The sequence below is a fragment of the Rhodococcus sp. T7 genome (genome assembly GCF_009872365.1).
Lineage (GTDB): Bacteria > Actinomycetota > Actinomycetes > Mycobacteriales > Mycobacteriaceae > Rhodococcus_F.
The window spans coordinates 1-3,900 of record NZ_WXYH01000150.1 but is presented as its reverse complement, the minus strand read 5'-3'; the positions used below and the strand labels follow the sequence as shown (position 1 = coordinate 3,900).

The 3,900-nt window shown below is 67.1% G+C and carries 4 protein-coding genes; all 4 read right to left on the bottom strand.

Annotated features, from left to right (window positions below; genetic code table 11):
* Positions 1 to 329: 329 nt before the first annotated feature.
* The 4 genes from MLGJGCBP_RS51780 to MLGJGCBP_RS16655 all read right to left on the bottom strand — a co-directional run bounded on the left by MLGJGCBP_RS51780 (position 330) and on the right by MLGJGCBP_RS16655 (position 3,330).
* Positions 330 to 755 (bottom strand): hypothetical protein, encoded by a 426-nt coding sequence (locus tag MLGJGCBP_RS51780; protein WP_236581147.1) that lies wholly within the window; start codon positions 753 to 755, stop codon positions 330 to 332.
* An 815-nt stretch (positions 756 to 1,570) separates the two neighbouring features.
* Positions 1,571 to 2,209: an RES family NAD+ phosphorylase gene (locus MLGJGCBP_RS16665; protein WP_160097004.1), complete on the bottom strand. Its 639-nt coding sequence runs from the start codon at positions 2,207 to 2,209 to the stop codon at positions 1,571 to 1,573.
* A 7-nt stretch (positions 2,210 to 2,216) separates the two neighbouring features.
* On the bottom strand, positions 2,217 to 2,813 hold the full coding sequence (locus MLGJGCBP_RS16660; RefSeq protein WP_160097002.1) for a hypothetical protein: 597 nt from the start codon (positions 2,811 to 2,813) through the stop codon (positions 2,217 to 2,219).
* 298 nt (positions 2,814 to 3,111) lie between these two features.
* Positions 3,112 to 3,330 (bottom strand): hypothetical protein, encoded by a 219-nt coding sequence (locus MLGJGCBP_RS16655; protein ID WP_160097000.1) that lies wholly within the window; start codon positions 3,328 to 3,330, stop codon positions 3,112 to 3,114.
* Positions 3,331 to 3,900: the final 570 nt, after the last annotated feature.

The following is a 3,900-nucleotide window of genomic DNA, read 5'->3' as shown; positions in this document are numbered from 1 at the left end:
ACCGGTAGCGCTGAACCCTGGGCGGCCGCGCTGCACCCGACGACATCTCGGTCAAGCCCCAGCGCGACCCAGCCCAAAAACTCATTTCGACACGATCACGGAAGTCCCAGCTTCAGAGCGACCCCTGCGCCACCCGACCCTGCCGGTGGTGCGGTCTACCGCGTTGACGCCGTCGCCGGATCGTCCCGTCGCCGCCCCTCGCGGCCAGCACCGTCTCGAGCTCGCGTACCCGCAGGCCCGACAACTCGTCGAACGAGTGTGCCCAGCACCCCACCCGAGCGGAGTGCGTCCACGGTGTCCGGTTCGTCGTCGACGAATGCCGACAACCACTACCCCACGGCCCGACAGTGACCGACCTTGACCGCGACGGCAGGCCGGACATCATTGCGGGAGCGGCACAACAACGCACGACCGGACGGAAATCCGTTGTCCCCGAGCCATATCCGAGCCTGCTCCGCACAGGAGACGGGCCGGGTCGTGGAATACACCACCACCAGACCCAGACCGCCCGCCGCCTCCACCAGATCTCGGCCCGATTCCACGACCGCCGCCTGCCCGACCTGGTCGAAGAACCGCTGCCACGCCTGCCGGCGGCCCCCTTCCGACTCGCCCGTCAGCAGGTGGGTGAAGGCCGACAGGTCCGCCAGACCGCCGTTGATGTCGAACACCACCCGCTCGCTGCCGCTCACCTCCCCGACCCCAGCCACGTCGCCGGCCGAGACCCGGCGCCACGCCCACCGGCACGACTCCGGCACACCCCCCACCCGTGGTCACCAGTGAGCCCCCAGAGAGCACGACAACCATGTTCCACGCACCACATGCTCGCCAACCCCCTGTTCCGAGGACCGCACAGCCGACAAGGACGGATGGTCGAATCCGACGACCGCAACACCCCACCCAGAAAGTGACGTGTCCTGCGTCACAAAATCCGAATCGTCGGGTCGAACTTCCTACACTCGTCCTCGCACCGGCCCTCCCCCGCATTCGAGCCGGTGCCGCGACCCCGCCAACCGACCCCCAGTGGCTGGCGGGGTTCGCTCACCCCGATCCGACCCGCAACGTCGCCGGTTGTGAAGTCCTCGTCGGCCGATCACCAGGAACTTTGGCAACCGTGTCGATGAGGGTGACGAGATACGCGGCTACGTGTACGCGATCGGGTTCGATGACGGGTGGTTCACGCTTGGGTTGCTCCCCTCGGCTCATGGAACAGCTGATCCGGAATGCGAAGAACCGCCACCGCTTCCATGGCGGTGTGCGGTCACCCGTATGTGGGTATCGATCCCTCACCTGCGCCCGGAGCGATCGGAACAACGACTGTTCAGCCGACCTCCTGCGCGGCTTCGGCGAACAGCGTTCCCTGCGCGGTCAACACCGAGCCCTGCGAGGAGCTGTCCGGATCCAGTGGGAGGACGATCTCGTCTTCCGCCCGAAGGTCACCGCAGTTCGCGTTCTCGAAGGACAGGACATGGCCGTATCGCCGACCTCTTCCTCACGACGCGGTCCGCTCCGAATCAGCTGCGGACCGATCACGACACCGACGCGCAGATATCTGCCGCCGGCATGGGCTGGATCAGGGTCCGAGCGCCGCGTTGTGCGGGGTGAGAATCGCACCCAACAGGTAGTGACCGTCGGCGGAGTCGAGGGCGACCACCCCTCCGACGGCGGTGACCGCGGGGGGAGAGTGTGTGGCCGGGTCCTCGGCCAGCATCCAGGAGAGGGTGTTCTCGTCGTGCCGCGGCCGGAACTGCACACCATCGGCCTCGGGGTTCGCGGCGAGGATCGCGGCAACCCACCGGCGGGTGTGCAGATACCCGGAGGGGTCGCACTTGGACAACCAGACGCCGGCGTTGATCCGCGAGGCCCCGGTCCCGGTCAGATCCACGACCGTCACCGTGCGGGTGGTCCGCAGTTCACCCAGGACCCGGCCGGCGATCTTCGCCCGCGGGATCAACCGCGGGGACTGATCGACCGGCAGATTGCGGCAGAGTGTCTCGGCGACCGCCGCTGCCGGACAGTCACCGAGATACAGGTATCCGTAGGAGCCGTCGAGACTGTCGAACCGGCCTCCGACCCGGGCCCTCGGCCGGGCCGTGGGGTTCAACTCCGCGGCGCCGCGGGTGGCGCTGTGGATGCGCCACAGTGAGGTATCGGCGGGGATCGTGGTGAGCAGGGCAGCAGGTAGCGGGGTGGGTGGATCCGGGTAGGACACGGTCGGTTCAGTCCTGCGTCAGGTCGTCGGCCATGTCCCGCAGATCCTGCTCATACCCGCCGTCGACGGCCAACGCGGCCGGGGATCGGGGGTCATCGGCGAAGTCGGTCGGGTTCAGCCACCAGGACGCCGCACCCCACGGGTCGTCCTTCGCGCCGAGGGCCCGGTTGATCTCGGCGACGATCGGGCGGACCTGCCGGCGTTCGGCGTCGAACTGAAAGGCGGGGTAGAGCTTGTGCCCCGATACCGGCAGCGCGATCACCGTGCCGGCCGCCGACAGGCGGCTGGCGGTATTGCGGCTGGTCGCCGACTTCCCCAGGACACGGCTGACGGCGGTGGAGTCGAGCATCTCGTGCTTCTCGACGATCGAGTTCAGCACCGACGCGACGATCCGCGTGCGGGCCACCGCCGCGGCAGCCGGGTTGGCAACCGCACGCTCCTGCTGACGCGCCAGCGCCGGGCTCATCGACAGCAACGCCGTCACATCGTCCCGGACCGGACGCAGGGCAGGGCGGCGGGAGAACTCCTCCACCAGCAACTCGACCAGGTCCGGATCCGACAAGGCATGGATCGAGTCGCGGGCCCGATCACGGTCGACGAGCATGTCCACCACCTCCACATGTGCCAACAGTGTACCGCGTACCATCCGTGTCAGGATAGAGGGTTTGAAGGATGCAGTACAGCGCCCTCACGCCGTTACTTAACCTCCCCATCAACCAGTCCGGCACCGTTCGCCCGATGACACCGTGCTGAAATGAATCGTCTCGCACGATCGACGTGGTCACCCGACGCGGTTCCAATGACGACAAAAGCAACACGGTTCGCGGTTGCCCACCTCGAGATGCCGCAGTCGGGTCACCAGCCCGGTCGCCATGGCTTCCAGGCAATGGCCCCGTCGATGATCACATTCCCCCCACCGACAATGACTGCGTCACAGCGGTTTCGAGCCGAAGATTCGATCCGATGCGCACCAGATCGGACAATTCGTTCGGGTGGAATCGGCTCAGCTGCCCCGGCTTTGCCCGAAGCTTCTCGGGCAGCAACTGCTCCAGCGAGCCGTCGATGGCGCCGCCGCGGGGAGGCGCGGAGTATTGAACTCGTCTGCATCCAGGTGTAGCCACGCCTACGGGTGCTCCCCCACCAGGTGCGCTTGGGCGACCGATTTGCCGGCGTCGGTGGGCGAACCGTCAGGATCGCGACCCGATCCCGGTCGACCTGAGTACGTGAGGTGCGTTGATCTTGGCGGAAGTACCGACGGTCATTGATCGTGGTGTGCGTGGCGTCGATTGTCCGCCGGCCACCCGGGGTGGGCAGCGAGGCGAGGAATGCACGCCGGTCAAATTCGTGGGTCGGCATAGATCATCTACGGGGCATGAGCGATCCCCTTTCGGGGCAGGCACTGGCCGGCCCTCCTGCGGTGTGTCCGGCGCAGATCACCTCGGGATGGTTCCGCATGCAGAGCTCTCGAGTTTCCTCCTCTGCGTGTCGCACCCGTGCACGCCAGAGACTGGGTTGCGATGATCATCTGATGCGTTTCTCGCCGTTGTTTCCCGTTCTCGTCGCCGCATCCTCGCCCTGACGGGTGCGGCAACGACCCGCCACCGGCGCCGACCCCGTCTTCCTCGCCTCCGATGAGTCGCGCTACGTGACCGGCCTGGCGATGACGGTCGACGGCGGGATCAGCATCTCCT

What these genes read in the sequence shown, in the direction of transcription:
- MLGJGCBP_RS16660 (WP_160097002.1), bottom strand. Translation starts at nt 2,813, where the DNA reads ATGCTCGTCGACCGTGATCGGGCCCGCGACTCGATCCATGCCTTGTCG.